The sequence below is a fragment of the Hymenobacter jeollabukensis genome (genome assembly GCF_005771675.1).
Lineage (GTDB): Bacteria > Bacteroidota > Bacteroidia > Cytophagales > Hymenobacteraceae > Solirubrum > Solirubrum jeollabukense.
This window is the reverse complement of the sequence record NZ_VAJM01000015.1, coordinates 106193-121282: the sequence shown is the minus strand read 5'-3', so window position 1 is coordinate 121282 and position 15090 is coordinate 106193. Positions and strand designations below refer to the sequence as shown.

Annotated in this window: 13 protein-coding genes; 8 read left to right on the top strand and 5 right to left on the bottom strand. The window is 64.0% G+C overall.

Annotated elements, in window-relative coordinates; translation table 11 throughout:
- The first annotated feature begins 740 nt into the window (after positions 1-740).
- From FDY95_RS22490 to FDY95_RS22480, 3 genes are all read left to right on the top strand, one after another.
- A complete protein-coding gene (locus FDY95_RS22490) occupies positions 741-1691 on the top strand; it encodes a replication initiation protein (RefSeq protein ID WP_138081260.1) in 951 nt (316 codons plus the stop codon).
- 93 nt (positions 1692-1784) lie between these two features.
- A complete protein-coding gene (locus tag FDY95_RS22485; protein ID WP_138081258.1) occupies positions 1785-2108 on the top strand; it encodes a helix-turn-helix domain-containing protein in 324 nt (107 codons plus the stop codon).
- A gap of 4 nt (positions 2109-2112) precedes the next feature.
- Positions 2113-3390 carry a type II toxin-antitoxin system HipA family toxin gene (locus FDY95_RS22480; protein ID WP_246074109.1) on the top strand — a complete coding sequence of 426 codons (1278 nt, stop codon included), beginning with the start codon at positions 2113-2115 and terminating at the stop codon, positions 3388-3390.
- A gap of 193 nt (positions 3391-3583) precedes the next feature.
- Here FDY95_RS22480 and FDY95_RS22475 read toward each other — a convergent pair whose 3' ends face one another.
- Positions 3584-3865: a hypothetical protein gene (locus FDY95_RS22475; RefSeq protein ID WP_138081256.1), complete on the bottom strand. Its 282-nt coding sequence runs from the start codon at positions 3863-3865 to the stop codon at positions 3584-3586.
- 646 nt (positions 3866-4511) lie between these two features.
- Positions 4512-4703 (bottom strand): hypothetical protein, encoded by a 192-nt coding sequence (locus FDY95_RS22470; RefSeq protein ID WP_138081254.1) that lies wholly within the window; start codon positions 4701-4703, stop codon positions 4512-4514.
- A 570-nt stretch (positions 4704-5273) separates the two neighbouring features.
- Here FDY95_RS22470 and FDY95_RS22465 point away from each other — a divergent pair.
- From FDY95_RS22465 to FDY95_RS22450, 4 genes are all read left to right on the top strand, one after another.
- Positions 5274-6086 carry a phosphatase PAP2 family protein gene (locus FDY95_RS22465; protein WP_138081252.1) on the top strand — a complete coding sequence of 271 codons (813 nt, stop codon included), beginning with the start codon at positions 5274-5276 and terminating at the stop codon, positions 6084-6086.
- A 107-nt stretch (positions 6087-6193) separates the two neighbouring features.
- A complete protein-coding gene (locus tag FDY95_RS22460; RefSeq protein WP_171025805.1) occupies positions 6194-7219 on the top strand; it encodes a YncE family protein in 1026 nt (341 codons plus the stop codon).
- Positions 7216-7932, top strand: coding sequence for a phosphatase PAP2 family protein (locus FDY95_RS22455; RefSeq protein WP_138081250.1), 717 nt, complete (start codon positions 7216-7218; stop codon positions 7930-7932). Before FDY95_RS22460 ends, FDY95_RS22455 begins: the two co-directional genes overlap by 4 nt.
- Before the next feature lie 31 nt (positions 7933-7963).
- Positions 7964-8380 carry an EamA family transporter gene (locus FDY95_RS22450; RefSeq protein ID WP_138081248.1) on the top strand — a complete coding sequence of 139 codons (417 nt, stop codon included), beginning with the start codon at positions 7964-7966 and terminating at the stop codon, positions 8378-8380.
- Between the two features lie 17 nt (positions 8381-8397).
- On the opposite strand, the gene FDY95_RS22445 is transcribed toward FDY95_RS22450, so the two are convergent.
- The 3 genes from FDY95_RS22445 to FDY95_RS22435 form a co-directional block, all read right to left on the bottom strand.
- A complete protein-coding gene (locus FDY95_RS22445) occupies positions 8398-11568 on the bottom strand; it encodes an efflux RND transporter permease subunit (RefSeq protein WP_138081246.1) in 3171 nt (1056 codons plus the stop codon).
- A gap of 154 nt (positions 11569-11722) precedes the next feature.
- Positions 11723-12736, bottom strand: coding sequence for an efflux RND transporter periplasmic adaptor subunit (locus tag FDY95_RS22440; protein WP_171025804.1), 1014 nt, complete (start codon positions 12734-12736; stop codon positions 11723-11725).
- Between the two features lie 51 nt (positions 12737-12787).
- Positions 12788-14095 (bottom strand): TolC family protein, encoded by a 1308-nt coding sequence (locus tag FDY95_RS22435; protein ID WP_171025803.1) that lies wholly within the window; start codon positions 14093-14095, stop codon positions 12788-12790.
- Positions 14096-14322: 227 nt separating this feature from the next.
- Here FDY95_RS22435 and FDY95_RS22430 point away from each other — a divergent pair, with 227 nt between their 5' ends.
- Positions 14323-15003, top strand: coding sequence for a response regulator transcription factor (locus FDY95_RS22430; RefSeq protein WP_138081240.1), 681 nt, complete (start codon positions 14323-14325; stop codon positions 15001-15003).
- Positions 15004-15090: the final 87 nt, after the last annotated feature.

The window sequence follows — 15090 nt, the reverse complement described above, 5'->3', positions numbered from 1 at the left end:
ATGTATGGCGGCAAGGAGTCATTACGGGGTAGAAAGTCCAATTATGACCGATTTCAAAGCCAAAACGGCGTTTTAACCAGGCAAAAGCGTGAGTGTACTGTTGTTGTCAAGGCTGGGTTTCGCTTATAAAACGTGCTAGTTCGGGCAGTATGGGAGGAAAGACACTTATAAAAAGTGGTAATTCGTTATTAACCATAAGTTAGTATAAAGTTAGTTAATCCTGTGCTTCTGCCGAAAAAAGCGGTGGTGACTTATAAAAAGTGGTGGAAAGGGGTGGGTAGCCCAAGTTTCAGGAGTTCCTGCAGCTGCTTATAAAAAGTGGTTTTAAGTGGCTAATGTTATGGGATTGCTTAGAAAAGTGCAATCCCTGTATTCATCAGGGTTTTCTGCTTTTTTTGTTGTTTTCTTGTTTGTCTGGTCCGGATTTTGAACCGCCGCCCTAAAAAGCTATTCGGATTCGGCATCAACAACCTTTGTGAGTTTATTTGTTAGTCCTTGTCTATTTGTAAGGCTCATAAGTTCCTGATATTCAATAGTATATAATGGTATAAAACCACTTTTTATAAGCGAAAAACCACTTTTTATACCTTTTATTACCACCTTTTATAAGCGAACTCTCACGTTTTATAAGTCTATCCACCACGTTTTATAAGCGAAAAACCACGCTCAACTACCACTGTGGTTTTTTATCTGCCTGACGCTTACATTTGCCTTATTCCCGCGTCCTTATGTCCTAGTTTATGAAGCCTGAAGATACTGCCGTTGTAGTTGTCGAGCCGGCTCCGGTTCCTGTCGTTCGTCAGCACAACGCCATCACCCAGGCCCGCTACGACTACACTGCCTGTCAGCTGGATATCTTCTTTTACCTGCTCTCCCGGCTGCGCCGGGATGACACGCCGGACCAGGAGTACACCATCTACGTGAAGGACGTGGAGGCCCTGACCGGCCGGCAGTGGAACTACCAGCAGCTGCGCGAGGCGACGGCCGACATGGGCTCGCGCATGTTCGAGGTGGAAAACGAGCGTACCTACCAGCAGCTGTGGATGTTTCAGCGGGTGGAGTACATCAAGGGCAAGGGCTGCCTGCAGATTCAGCTGGCGGCGCCCATCCGGCCCTTCCTGTTCAACCTCAAGGAAAATTTTACCTCCTACCAGCTGCACTCGGCCCTTAAGCTGAGCAGCAAGTACGCCAAGCGCATCTACCAGCTTGTGAGCCAGTGGAAGGATAAAGCCAGCACGCGCACCTATCCGCTGGACGAGTTCAAGCAGATGCTGCACCTGAAGGACCCCAAGGGCAAGGAGCCGGAGCTGTTTCAGAACATCAGCCAGCTCAAGGCCCGGGTGCTCGACATTGCCGTGCGCCAGGTCAGCGAGCACACCGACCTCAAGATTGACTACGAACTGGTGAAGAAGGGGAGGGCCTACGACGCGGTGCGCTTCACCATCGCCCGCCAGCACCCGCAGCAGCTGCCCATCCCCTTTGAGCAGCCAGCCGAGGATGCCCGGGCCTTCGCGGCCCGGCAGCACCTCGATACGTTGGGCATTACCCAGCCCCAACTGGTGGCCACCATCCTCGGCGACCCCAAGCACTTGGACCAGCTGTTCAAGTTCACCTACCAGTTGAAGACTGACAAGGTGAAGGCGACTAAGAACCCCGGTGGGCTGTTTTTGAAGATTTGCGGCCTGCGGTAAAACCTGCTCCTGGTCAGCAGCGCTTGCGCCGGACAAGGTAATGCGCAATAAAGCGAGCGTAATTGAGTATTATTGCTCATTGTATTGCGCATTATGCCCAAAAAACCGGTCGTCCTGCTGCCCCGCCTGCAGCAATTGTTAACTCAAACAGGCGAAAACATCCGGCTGGCCCGCCTGCGCCGCAAGCTCAGCGCGGCCCGGGTAGCCGAGCGCGCAGCCATCAGTCGCAACACCCTGCACGCCATTGAGCAGGGCAGTGCCACGGTGAGCATGGGCGGCTACCTGCAGGTGCTGTTCGTGCTGGGCCTGGAAAAAACCATTCTGGAGTTGGCCGCCGACGACGCGCTGGGCCGCAAGCTACAGGACGCCGAACTGGTCGTGAGCGCGCGGGCCCCCAAACAATCCTCCAACGAGTAGTGCCGTGGCCAAGAACGTAGAACGCCGCCAGCTGCTGGTGTACACCGACTGGCAGGGGCTGCCAACTGGGCCGCACTTGATGGGCACGCTCTCGGCCGTGCCGGTGCGGGGCAAGGAAGTGTTTTCCTTCGCCTACGACGCGCAGTGGCTGGCCTTGCCGCAGGCCCAGACGCTGGACCCCGCGCTGCAGCTCTTTGCCGGCCCCCAGTACCTGCCCGAAGACCAATCCAACTTCGGCCTGTTCCTGGATTCCTCGCCCGACCGCTGGGGCCGGCTGCTCATGCGCCGGCGCGAAGCGGCGCTGGCCCGGCAGGAAGAGCGCCGCGAGCGGCCGCTGCTCGAATCGGATTACCTGCTGGGTGTCTTCGACGGGCACCGCATGGGCGGGCTGCGCTTCAAGACCGACCCGGCAGGCCCGTTCCTCAACGACAACCGGGCCATGGCGGCCCCGCCGTGGGCTTCACTGCGCGAGTTGGAGCACGCCAGCCTGCAGCTAGAGCGCGTGGATGCGCCCCAGGACCCGGATTACCTCAAGTGGCTGTTTATGCTGGTGGCGCCTGGCTCCTCGCTGGGTGGGGCGCGGCCCAAGGCCAGCGTGGTAGACGAGCACGGCCAGCTCTGGATTGCCAAGTTTCCCAGCGGCCAGGACGAGCACGACGTAGGCGCTTGGGAAGCCGTGGTGAACGAGCTGGCCCAGGCGGCCGGCCTGCAGGTGGCCACCGGCCGCGCCCAGCGCTTCAACAGCCGCCACCATACCTACCTCTCCCAGCGCTTTGACCGCACGGCCACAGGGGAGCGGCTGCACTTTGCCTCCGCCATGACCCTACTGGGCTACCAGGACGGCACCGACCACCAGGACGGAGCCAGCTACCTGGACCTGGCCGGCGTACTCGTGCAGCAGGGCGCCCGCGTGGCCGAGGACCTGACGGAGCTCTGGCGGCGCATTGTCTTCAACATCTGCGTGTCCAACACCGACGACCACCTGCGCAACCACGGTTTTCTGCTCACGCCCCAGGGCTGGCGCCTCTCGCCGGCCTTTGACCTGAACCCGATTCGCTACGGGCAAGGCCTTAAGCTCAACATCTCCGAAACCGACAACGCGCTGGACCTGGCCCTGGCCCGGGAGGTAGCACCCTACTTCCGGCTTTCGGCCGCCCAGGCCGACGCGGTCCTGAACCAGGTCGCACACGCGGTGCGACAGTGGCCCGGGGTGGCTAGCCGCCATCAGCTGTCCCGAACCGAACAGGAAATGATGGCAGGCGCCTTTGAGACGGCGCGGTAAAGGCCCTATATATAGCCCCATGGCCTTGCGGCCTGTGGCGAAAGCCGCAGCTGGGAAAAAGGACTTGCCCCTGCCAGGGATGACGCTGATTAGAGTGATGCGCGGGTTTATACCCGCTCGGGTACAGGCCTGCACAGTCCTGGTGGTTTTATGCCCGAAAGGGTATCCGATGAGCCGCGAGCATGCCCGGCGGCTATCCAGCCGCGGCGGCCGCTTCGGCCCGAACCACTGCAAACAACTCCTCTTCCGCTACCTGGAGCACCCGCGCCAACTGCTGCAGCTCACCCACAGTGCAGGTAATGGGGCTGCGCTTGCGCGTGTCGTAGGTACGGGCCGATACACCCCAGGCCTCCACGATGCGCTTGCGCGTGCCGGCTACCTCCAGCAGCTCGGCCAGTGTGCTAACGCGGTGCACGCGCGGCGGACTGGTCAGGGGCTCGGTAAAGGCAACGGTGGGGGCAGAGACTTTAGGCATTCAGAAAAGGCTAAAAAGGCACAGAATAAAGTGCGTAAGGTAGTACTTCTACGTAGAACGCTGCCTTTCCAGCCACTCATCCGGTGACATCATTGCCTTCCGCGGCCAGCGCCTGGTCTTCCCAGCGCCCACACTCGGCTACGGCCAGCGCCAGCCACTGCCGAAGCCGGGCCGCCTCCAGGCAGCGAGCCAAGTGTGACCTGGCGGCAGCACGCCGCTCGGGGCTAATGGCCGGATGCTGCAGAATGCAGCGCAACTCTGCGCGAAGCGCATCCAGTTCAGAGCTGGGCCCGGCCACAGGGGCGGTGGGCAAAGAATGCTTAACCGACATGAGCAAGGGGAGTAGGCAGTGAGGAGAACCAGCAGGCTACTTATCCACGCCGCCGCCCGATAGCTGAGCGGCGGCATGGGTAAGGGGTTAGCGCATCATGGCCGACTTCATCAGCAGCACCGGGCCGGCTACGACATCAACAGGGGAAATGCTCTAAAGGGTAAGTTTCAGACCAGGCGGCCGTAGCCAGCGGGTTGATGGGGCGCCGGCGGTCCTTGCCCTCGTCGTCGAATACCAAGATATATCCTTCGCAGGGGCCGTGCTGCGGGCAATGCACGTCGATATAATTGGCGGTCAGCGCCGCGCACAACTGAGCTAGGCTGAACGTCTTGCGACCTTTTCGGGCCGTACCTCCCGGATGCTGCCGTCTACTCCTAGCAGCATGGCCGCCCCATCGGCGGGAAGCATGGCCGCGTGCTGGGCCTGGAAATGCTCGCCCAAGGCCTGCCGCGTGGCGTACTGGCTGCCACCAACTACCTGCAGCGGTTCGCGGTCATGGGGTAGCACAATAGTAGGAACCAAAATTCCCGCTAAGCAGGGACAGTATATAGGGGGCCAAGTATAGGCTTGTCTACCGTGACGGATAGCATTCCCGTGCCGTGTACATTTATATGGAAAAGGTGTAGCGGAGCGGATAGCATGAACAGCCGCTCCGTTGTAACTACTCCCGAATGTCTTCAGAATTGAACGCTAGTTTGCCACGCAATATCCTCTCCTGTGGCCGCTACTACGCCTTTTTTTCGTCATACGCCCCACGTTACGGGTGCTTTTACGCTCCCCCCGGTACCGGAGCGTTACCCCTTTCACGACAATGATGCGTGTCCGATCGGGCAGGACGTCAAGCGCAGCGACGACTGGCAATACTACGACCCACGCACCGTGGACGAAACACGGGTACGCTGCGAGCACTGCGCCGCGTTGAGCCGGGCTGGCCTCTGATAACGGCGCACGAATAGCCGCTGGCCGTCCGCGATGAAGTCGTCTGGAAAAGTGCTCAGAATGTCTCCAGAATCGCCTCGTACACTGCCGCTGAGCCCCCGGGCCGGGTCGGTCGGGGCTGGTTAACCTCTGAAGACAATGGCAACATCTTTCCGTTTTGCATGGCTGCTGGCTGGTGGCCTGAGTATGAGCAGCACCGCCTTAGCCCAGGTAACCCCGCCGGTGGCTGCGCCCGACACGACGCATAAATTCGAAAACCCTGGCGGAGTGCCAGCGGTGGTGAAAAAGCCCTGGTACCGCGGCAAGCTGGTGAAGGCGGTGGTTGTGCCGGCCGCGCTGATCGGCTACGGCGCATACACCTTTAACGGCGGAGGCTTCTACACTAACCAGCAGGCCAACCGCGACATTCACCGGCTGTTCCCCACCTACCGCACCTCGCTCGACAACTACCTCATCTTCGCACCTTACGCCGAGCTGGGCCTGGTAGCGCTGGCTGGGGTGGAGTCGCGCAACGACCGGCTGAACACCCTGCTGGTCATTGGCAAGTCGGAGGTCATTATGCTGGCCACGGTGTTTGCCGTCAAGAACCTCACGCGTGAAACCCGCCCCGACGGCTCCGACAACCTCTCGTTTCCCTCGGGCCACACGGCGCAGGCGTTCCTCGCCGCCAGCATCGTGCACAACGAGTTCCGCGACAAAAGCCAGTGGTACGGCATCGGGGCCTACACCATTGCTACCGGCGTGGGCGCCCTGCGCATGATCAATACCAAACACTGGCAGTCAGACGTGGTGGCCGGGGCCGGGTTCGGCATTCTGTCGGCGCACCTGGCGTATCTCTCGCACCGCAACCGGTGGGGGCGCAAGCCGCGCCTGTTGGACGGCACCACGTTTACGCCCACGGTGTACCCCGGCGGCGCCGGCCTGGGCCTGATGTGGCGCCCGACCAAATAGCACCCCTGCTACCCAACGTATTGCTGACCGCAGGCACAGGGGAAAGTGGGTGAAGTGGAGCCGCTACCCACAGATTAACTTCAGGTTTGCCCGCTACGTTGGACCGCATGAAAACCCTTCTGCTTCTCTCCGCAGTGGGCTTGGCCAGCCGCCTGCTGGTTGACGCCCAAGTACCCCCTCCCGTCACCTATCACTTGCTGCACACCACGACCGTGGGCGGCGAAGGCGGCTGGGACTACCTGGCCGTGGATGCCAGCGCCCGGCGGCTGTACCTCTCGCACGCTACGCAGGTGGACGTGGTGGACTTGCGCACGCACCGGAAAGTGGGCACCATTGCCAACACACCCGGCGTACACGGCATTCTGCCGCTGCCCAAGCTGGGGCGCGGTTACATCACCAACGGCCGCGCCAACACAGTGACCATCTTCGACCTGCAAATGCTGAAGCCGCTCGGCAGCCTGCCCACGGGCGCCAAGCCCGACGCCCTGCTGCAGGACGACTTCTCCGGCCGGGTGTTCGTGTTCAACAACGCGGGCAGCAGCGCCACCGTCATCGACCCGGTGACCAATAAGGTGGTGGGCACTGTGGCGTTGGGCGGCGCCCCCGAAGCCGGTGTAGCCGACGGGCAGGGCCGGATCTTCGTGAACCTGGAGGACACCCACGAAATCGTGGTGTTCGATGCCAAAACCCTGGTCGTGAAGCAGCGCTGGTCAGTGGCGCCAGGCGAGGGACCCAGCGGCCTGGCATTGGACCGTAAGCGCCACCGCCTTTTCAGCGTGTGCGCCAACGAAAAGGCCATCGTGCTGGACGCGCGGACGGGTAAGGTGGTGGCGCAGGTGCCCATTGGCAAGGGCGTCGACGGGGTGGTGTTCGACGAGACGACGCAAGCGGCCATTAGCTCGAACGGCGAAGGCACACTCACCGTCATCTACGCCGATTCGCCCACCAGCTACCGCACCGCAACCACTCCCTCGGCCCGCGGGGCGCGCACTATCACGCAGGACCCGACGACGCGCCGGCTCTACCTGAGTACGGCGGAGTTCGGCCCGGCGCCGGCCGCCACAGCGGAGGTGCCGCATCCCCGGCCGAGCGTGGTGCCGGGCACGTTTAAAGTGTTGGAATTTGGACGATGAAGCAGCGGCTGGTCGTTTTTTACCAGAAGGCGCGGCTGGCGCTGCGCGGGCACGGTGCCCTGGTGGCGTTGTTGCTGCTGGGCATCGGGGCGCCGTGGTTCATCTTCGTGGAAGTGGCCGAGGACATCTGGGAAAGCGGCGGCTTCATCGGCGACCAGGCTATCCTGGAATGGATTCATCAGCAGCAGAGCCCCACATTGGATGGTTTGGCGCTGGCCCTCACCACGGCCGGTGGTCCGGAGGTGATGTCCGTCGTAGGCGCCGCCATTGCGGGCCTGCTGCTGTGGCGGCATCGGCGCACGGAAGCGTTGTTTTTCGCCTTATCGGTCGGCGGGGCAGTGGCATTGAACGTGTTAGCCAAAACCATCTTCGGGCGGCCTCGGCCGGCGCTGTGGGTTTCCATCGCGCCGGAGAAGTTCTACAGCTTCCCGAGCGGCCACGCCATGGGCTCAGCCACGCTGGCGGCGGCGCTGGGGTTTCTGCTCTGGCGCACGCGCGGGCGGTGGGTCGTGTGGCTAGTCGGTGCCCTGTTCGCGCTGGGCGTGGGCCTCTCGCGCATGTACCTGGGCGTGCATTACCCCTCCGACGTGCTGGCCGGCTGGGTGTGTTCGGTGGGCTGGGTGGCCAGTCTGCACGTGCTGTTTTCGCCCGATTTTCGGCAGCTGCGCGCGTGGTGGCTGGCCAGCCGGGCGTATTGGCGCCGGCCTGCGTAAAACCAGCTCGTTTACTTTTTCGCTCCGGCTTATGTGGTGGCTTTTCGCATTGCTTTCCGCCCTCTTCGCGGCCCTGACGGCCGTGCTGGCCAAAATCGGCATCAAGGGCGTCGACTCCAACCTGGCTACGGCCGTGCGCACCACCGTCATCCTGGTGCTGGCCTGGGGCATCGTGTACTTCCGGGGCGGGCTCGGCGAAATTCATTCGCTCACGCGCGCCAACTGGTTGTTTCTGGGCCTCTCGGGGCTGGCTACGGGCCTCTCCTGGGTGTTTTACTTCCGGGCGCTGCAGCTGGGCAAGGTTTCCCAGGTGGCGCCCGTCGACAAGCTCAGCGTGGCCCTGACCATCGTGCTGGCGGTGGTGTTCCTGGGCGAGAAGCTCACCTGGCAGACCGGCCTGGGCGCGGGCCTCATCGTCACCGGCACGCTGGTGCTCATCTGGGGCTGACCGGTTCGGGGCCTTGCTCAGACCGCCGCCACGGCTGACGCAGCCTCGGCTTTGCCACGCCCGTAGGCCAGGCGCAGCAGGCTGGGCAGCACCACCAGCAGCAAGGGCAGCGCCAGCAGCAGCCCGCCGATGACGGCAATGGCCAGCGGCTGGTGCAGCTGCGCCCCCGCCCCAATGCCCAGCGCCAGCGGCAGCAGCGCGGCAATGGCCGACAGCGCAGTCATCAGCTTGGGGCGCAGGCGGGCCGCAATGGCGTAGCCGATGGCCTGCTCCACGGGCGCGCTCTGGCGGGCGTCGTTGAACTGCTGCAGGGTGAAAATGGCGTTTTCGCCGATGATGCCCACCACCATGATCAGGCCGGTGTAGGAGCCCACGTTCAGCGGCGTGCCCGTCAGGTACAGTGCCAGGCTGCCGCCGGCGGGGCCGAGCACGGCTACCAGCAGGATGAGGGCGGCGGCCTTTAGGTCGCGGAACAGGAACAGGCCCACGGCAAACACCAGCAGGCAGGCCGTGACCAAGATGGTGAGCAGCTCCTGGAACGACTGCTGCTGCTCGGCGTAGCTGCCCCCAAACTGGATGAAATAGCCGGGCGGCAGCGGCAGGTCGCGGTCGAGCTTCTGGCGGATTTCGCTCATGGCCGAGCCCAGGTCGCGGCCGTTGAGCCGGGCGGTAATGGCCGTCATGGCCTGCAGGTTTTCGCGCTCCAGCTCCGCGTCGCCGGCCGACACCGTCACCGTGGCCAGCTCATCGAGGCGGCGGCGCTGCCCGCCCGGCAGGAAAATGGGTTGCTGCCGCACTTCCTGCAAGCTGGCGGTAGCCGCGCCGGGGTAGCGCAGGCGGATGTTGAGCAGCTGCTCGCCCTCCAGCACGTTGCCGGCCACCACGCCCGCCAGCTGGGTTTGCAGCTGCGTCTGGAAGTCGGTGGCGGTGAGGCCGAACTGCGCCAGGCGCGCGGGCTCGGGCCGCACGTCGATGGACGGCCCCACGCGCACGATGCCGTTGAACACGTCGGCCGTGCCGGGCGTGCTTTCCACGATGCCGGCCACCTTATCTGCCAGCTCGTAGCGGGTGGCGGCGTTCGGGCCGAAGAGCTTGATTTCGATGGGCTGCACAGTGCTCATCAGGTCGCCCAGCATGTCGCCGATAACCTGGCCGAAGTCGATGACCAGGGCCGGCTGCGAGCTTTCGATGCGCTGGCGGATGTCGTCGATGACTTCGTCGGTGGTGCGCTTCCGGTCGGTTTTCAGGCGGATGAGGTAGTCGCCGCTGTTGGGCTCGGTGATGAAAAAGCCCATCTGCGTGCCCGTGCGGCGCGAGTAGCTGGCCACTTCCGGCACCCGCACGATGAGCTTTTCGGCCTGGCGCAGCATGCGGTCGGTTTCCTCCAGCGAGGTGCCGGGCGGCGAGTTGTAGTCGAGCACGATGGCGCCCTCGTCCATTTCGGGCAGAAAGCCGGTGGCCAGGCGCGGAATGATAAACCACATCAGCCCGATGAGCAGCGCCACGCCCACCACCGAATAGGCCGGGTGACGAATGACGGAGCGCACCCAGGGAATTTCGTGGTGGGCCGCTTCGGTCAGGCCGTGGTTTGCAGGGTCTTCACCCGCCGACCCCGACGGTAGGGCCGGCGTGCCGGAAGTGGTACTACGACTCAACGTCGTAGTACCACTATCGTTGAGCGACTCCCCAGCCGGCTTTTTTTCCCCGAACCCGATGCGCGAGAGCAGCAGATACAGCACCGGCAAGCCTAGCCAGGCCACCAGGAAGGAGCAGATCAGCGCCACCACCATCGTGGTAGCCAGCACCTTGAAGTAGGCCCCGGCCACGCCGCCGAGCAGGGCGAAGGGCAGGAAAATTACGATGGTGCTCAGCGACGAGCCGACGAGGGCCGGCAGCAGGTGCTGCACCGAGCGGGCCACGATTTCGCTGGTAGACGCCTCGGGGTGCTCCTCGCCCACGCGGTGCAGCTGCTCCACCATCACCACCGCGTCGTCAATCATCAGGCCGATGGCGGCGGCCACAGCCCCCAGCGTCATGATGTTGAAGGAGTAGCCCAGGCCGAAATACAGCACCGCCACCGTAAGAGCCAGGGCAATGGGAATGGTGAGCAGAATGGTGAGCGAGGCCCGCCAGGAGCGCAGAAACAGCGCCGTAACGGCCAGGGCCAGCGCGAGGCCAATCCAGAGCGAATCCTGCACCGAGCGCACGACTTCGGACACGAAATCGGACTGGTCGTAGTAGGGTGCCAGGCGGATGCCGCGGGGCAGGCCGGCCTGCAGGGTTTTGATTTTGGCCCGCACGCCGGCCGCCACCTGCACCACGTTGGCGTCGGGCTGGCGCAGCACACCGATGAGCACCGCGTCGTGGCCGTTGGCGTTGATGCGGGTGTACTCGGGCTGCTCGGCCACGCGCACGGTGGCCACGTCGGCGAGGCGCACGATGCGGCGGCCGTCGTTGCGCAGCACCACGTTTTCCACGTCCGATTTGCCGGTGATGGTGGCGTCGGTGACGGTCAGGTAAAGGCGGCGGTAGTCGGCTAGGTAGCCGTTGCTCTGCACGAAGTTGGTCTGGCCCAGCATGGTGCTCACGTCGGTGGGCGTCAGGCCCAGGGCGGCCAACTGGTCGGGCAGCAGCTCCACCTCAAACTCCTTGGTGCGCCCGCCCTGAATCTGCACCGCCGACACGCCGTCGACCTGCGAGACGAAGGGCTTGACGGTCAGCAGCGCCAGCCGCCGCAGCTCCAGGGCCGAGCGGCCGGGGCCTTCCAGCGTGTAGCCCATCACGGGCAGAATGGCCGGGTTCATGCGCTCCACGCTGATCTGGGTGCCCGCCGGTAGGTCGCTGCGGATCTGGTTCAGCCGCGACTCGATGTTCTGCTGGCTGCGCACCACGTCCACGTTCCAGTCGAGGTAGGCCGATATTTCGCAGCTGCCGCGGCTGGTGGTGGAGCGCAGCAGCGTCAGGCCCGGCACCTGCTTCATGGCGTCCTCCATGGGCTTGGTCACCGTCACCATCATCCGGTCGACGGGCTGCAGGCCGCTGTCGGCAATGACTTTCACCTTCGGAAAGGTGACTTCCGGGAACAGCGCCACCGAGATGCGGCGGTAGGCCAGCACGCCCAGCGCGAGGCCCAGGGCCAGCACCACGGCAATCGGGGCTTTGTAAGCTTGAAAAACGGATGGACGCATGGGGGGAGTGTTGGGTGCTAATGGCCCTGCATGTCGAGCTTGTCGAGACATCTCGCTGGATAGCAATTCCTTCGTTGAACCAGGAGAATACCATCAGCCCGCGAGGTACTTCGGGCCGCGCCTCGGGATGCCGTTCCGCGGTTGGGCGGCCGGCTTATTCTTTCGGCTCCGGCTGGGCGGGCAGCTGCACGGCGGCGGTATCGTCCAGGCCGTAGTTGCCGGTCAGCACGATGCGGTCGGTGGGGGAGAAGGATGGACTTTGGATGACGACGCGGCCGGCCTGCTCGGGACCGGGGCGCACCGGGACTTTCACGGCGGTGCTGTCGTTGAGCAGGCGCATCACCCAGAAGCTGGTCTGCGTTTCGTCGCTGAGCACGGCCTCGCGGGGCAGCGTGGCGGCCAGCTGCGGCGCGGTTTTGTCGAGGTCGACGGTGACGGTGAGGTTTTCGGGCAGCTGGGGCACCGGGCCCAGGGGCTTTATCGTGTAGCGCTGGGTTTGCACCGTCACGTCGGCGGCGGGCAGCGGCTCGGCCACCCGGCCGGGCAGCACGCGGCCGTCGGGCAGGGTGATGCGGCAGCGCTGGCCGGGATGCACGTAGCGCAGCTGCGTGACGGGCACGTCGAGCACGAAGCCGAAGCGCGACTGGTCGTACACCGTGCCGAGCTGCTCGCCGTCCTGCACGTAGTCGCCGGCCAGCTTGTCCACGGTGGCCATCACGCCGGCGCGCGGGCTCGGAATGCGGATGATGCCGCTGAAGCGCAGCTTCGGGTCGCCGGTCAGCTGGTCCAGGTGCAGGGTGCGCGACTCCTTGGTCTGCAGCGTAAACACCGTCTGGCCCGCGCCCACGCGCTGGCCCGGCACCGGCACCGGCGCCACGAGGTAGCCGGTGGTGGTGGCGCGCAGAATGTCCTTGGCCGGATAGGCCGTCAGGCCGGTCAGGTGCAGCACGTCCGTCACGGTGTCGGTTTGCACGTGGCCCACCGTCACGGCGGCGCGGGCGTGGATTTCTTCCTCGGCCGTGGCTTCGTCGGCGGCCGGGTCGGCCGCGCCGCCGCAGGCCTGGAGCAGCAGGAGCAGCGGCAAGAGCAGCCTCAGGGCCCAACCCAGGCTGGGCAAAAGCAGCGGAGCCGCGGCGGGACGGGTGACAGGCAGAGTAGGAGCGGGCAAAGGCATGGATTTCACGGTGAAACGGACAACTCGCAACTGATAACTGACAGCTCACTCGCCCAGGTAATCGAGGGCGTAGAGGTTGCGCAGGCGTTCGGTTTCGGCCTGGGTGAGGCTGAACTGCAGGCTGCGGTAGCTGCTCACCAGCTGCAGGTAATCGAGGATGGTGATGTCGCCGGTGGTGAGTTGCTGGCGGCCGGCATCGACCAGGGCCGCGGCAATGCCCACCTGCCGGCGGATGCTGGCCAGCAGCTGGTCCGCCTCGCGGGCAATGCCCTGGAGCTGCTGGTACTGCTGGCGGCGCTGGGTGGTGAGAAAGGCGCGGTAGCCGGTGCGCGTCTGCTCCGCAATCCGAAGTCGGTCGTAGCTGAGCTGGCGCTGGTGACCGTCGAAAATGGGCACGGTCAGCGTCAGGCCCCCGCTGAAGCCCACGTTGTGCGAGAGGTAGAGCGGGGCCGGGTTGGCCGACTGCAGGCCCGCGTCGAGCACCCAGTTGAGCCGGGGCCGGTACGTCAGGTCCACGGCTTCGCGGTCGAGGCGCAGGCGCAGCGAGTCGAGCGTGTATTGGCGCTGCGTGATGGAGCCCAGGCCGGCCAGCGGGCGGTAGGTGGGCGGCTGGGGCTTGTCGAGCAGCACCAGGGCCGTGTCGGGGGCGCCGGCCAGGTAGCGCAGCGTGCCCAGCTCGCGGCGGTAGCTCAGGCGCGCCTGCTGGGTGGTCACTTCCTGGTTGCGCACCGAGGCGTAGAAGGCCAAATACTGCGTCTGCTTGTACACGCCGCCGTTGACCAGCTTGCGCAGCAGCGCGTCCTGCTGGTTGAGGGTGCGCAGCAGCTCCTGGTTGTAGGTCCACTGCTGCTCGGCGGCGAAGGCCGTCAGAAACTGGTCGGTGATGCTGCGGCGCAAATCCAGCCCGGCCAGCTGGCGCGTGTTGCGCAGCACCAGGCCCTGGCTTTCGAGGATGCGGTAGTCGTTGCGCAGCACCGGCCCGCCGAGCACCGGCTGGGTGGCGCCCACGAAGGCCGCGTAGTTGCCCCCGTTCGACACGGCCTCGTCGTAGCCGAAGCCGCCTTCGCCGTTGGCGCGGCGGCGGATGATGGGCGCCGCCACGGCCGCCGCGTTGCCGGTCAGCTGGGGCCGCTGCTGGGCCGCCCGGCGCAGGCTGTCGATGCGGTTCTGGGCTACTTGCCCGGCGTAGTCGCGCAGCAGCGGGCTGGTGTTGCGGGCCAGGGTCAGAAACTCGTCGAGCGTGCGCAGCTCCTGCTGCGCCCGGGCCGCGCCGACGCTCAGCCCCAGCAGTGCGGCAGTCAGGAACAGCCGGCCGCCCGAGCGGCCTGAATAGAAAGCAGAACGTGAAAACAAGGCAAGCAGCGTTGGAAAGTGCGGTAAAGGAACCGCCCAATTCTGGCGGAATGCTGGAGTTGTCGGAATGTTGTTTTTAATGGTTTTTTAATCCCTTCGACAGGCTTGGTACGCCGCCCTTTCCCGCGCCGTTGCGTTTAAAAACCAACTACAGCTTTTCCTCAGAATTCAAGCTTTGCTTGCCGTCCTCATTTGTTTTTCTGCTCGCAATTAGCCCACTTGACAGCTTGAAAGTCCTGATTGTTGAAGACGAAGCGCCCCTGCGCGCCTCGCTGCTGGATTTCCTGCGCCACGACGGCTACGTGTGCGAAACGGCCGAGAGCTACCGGCAAGCGCACGAGAAAATCAAGCTCTACCAGTACGACTGCGTGCTGGTCGACCTGACCTTGCCCGACGGCAACGGCCTGAACCTGGTGCGCACGCTCAAGGCGGACAAGTCCGAAGCCGGCGTGCTCATCCTTTCCGCCCGCGACGGGCTCGACGACAAGATTCAGGGCCTGGAGCTCGGCGCCGACGACTACCTGGCCAAGCCCTTTCACCTGGCCGAGCTCAACGCCCGCCTGCGCGCCATTTTGCGCCGGCGGCAGTTTCAGGGCCAGCGCCACCTGGCCTTTCGCGACCTGACCGTGTTTCCCGACCAGGCGCTGGTGCTGGTGCACGAGCAACCCGTCACGCTCACGCGCAAGGAATACGACCTGTTGCTGTTCTTCCTGGCCAACCCCAGCCGCGTACTGACCAAAGAAGCCATTGCCGAGCACATCTGGGGCGACGCGGCGGATATGGCCGACTCCTTCGACTTCATCTACACTCACCTGAAGAACCTGCGCAAGAAGCTGCAGGACGCTGGCGCCGACAACTATATCCGCACCATCTACGGCCTGGGCTACAAGCTCGTAACGGAAGATTAAAGTCGCGTTTTTCGTTTTTTGTTGTTCGTTTTTCGGACCTCGGATGCAGGCCCGCGCCCCTGCCGAAAACGAACAACGAAAAACGAG

Coding starts and splice junctions, on each gene's coding strand:
- FDY95_RS22490 (WP_138081260.1), top strand. CDS start 741: ATGAAGCCTGAAGATACTGCCGTTGTAGTTGTCGAGCCGGCTCCGGTT.
- FDY95_RS22485 (WP_138081258.1), top strand. CDS start 1,785: ATGCCCAAAAAACCGGTCGTCCTGCTGCCCCGCCTGCAGCAATTGTTA.
- FDY95_RS22475 (WP_138081256.1), bottom strand. CDS start 3,865: ATGCCTAAAGTCTCTGCCCCCACCGTTGCCTTTACCGAGCCCCTGACC.
- FDY95_RS22465 (WP_138081252.1), top strand. CDS start 5,274: ATGGCAACATCTTTCCGTTTTGCATGGCTGCTGGCTGGTGGCCTGAGT.
- FDY95_RS22460 (WP_171025805.1), top strand. CDS start 6,194: ATGAAAACCCTTCTGCTTCTCTCCGCAGTGGGCTTGGCCAGCCGCCTG.
- FDY95_RS22455 (WP_138081250.1), top strand. CDS start 7,216: ATGAAGCAGCGGCTGGTCGTTTTTTACCAGAAGGCGCGGCTGGCGCTG.
- FDY95_RS22450 (WP_138081248.1), top strand. CDS start 7,964: ATGTGGTGGCTTTTCGCATTGCTTTCCGCCCTCTTCGCGGCCCTGACG.
- FDY95_RS22445 (WP_138081246.1), bottom strand. CDS start 11,568: ATGCGTCCATCCGTTTTTCAAGCTTACAAAGCCCCGATTGCCGTGGTG.